This is a genomic window from Psychrobacter sp. GW64-MNA-CIBAN-0177, from assembly GCF_040309585.1.
In the GTDB taxonomy this organism is placed as follows: domain Bacteria; phylum Pseudomonadota; class Gammaproteobacteria; order Pseudomonadales; family Moraxellaceae; genus Psychrobacter; species Psychrobacter okhotskensis.
In genome coordinates, this window is record NZ_JBEOOY010000639.1 from 1 (window position 1) to 233 (window position 233).

Genomic DNA, 233 nt, shown 5'->3' on the forward strand with positions numbered 1-233 from the left:
CCCACATTTTGATTGGTGCCTGGCTTAGGTGCCGGCGATCAACTGGCGCGCTGCCTGGCTGTGATCGGCGATCAAGCCCTTGAGGTCAAGGCCTTCGACTTGTCCATCGATCACCCGCCATTGACCCGCAATCATCACCCGGTCTGCCCGGTCCGCGCCGCACAGCAGCAGTGCGGAAATGGGGTCATGGCTGCCGGAGAAGCGCAGTTCATCGAGCTTGAACAGTGCCAGGT

The 233-nt window shown here is 61.4% G+C and carries 1 pseudogene; it reads right to left on the reverse strand.

Annotation, left to right across the window (positions count from 1 at the left end):
- Window positions 1-24: 24 nt before the first annotated feature.
- Window positions 25-233, reverse strand: a pseudogene (locus tag AAEY79_RS16515) (8-oxoguanine deaminase); the annotation flags it as partial.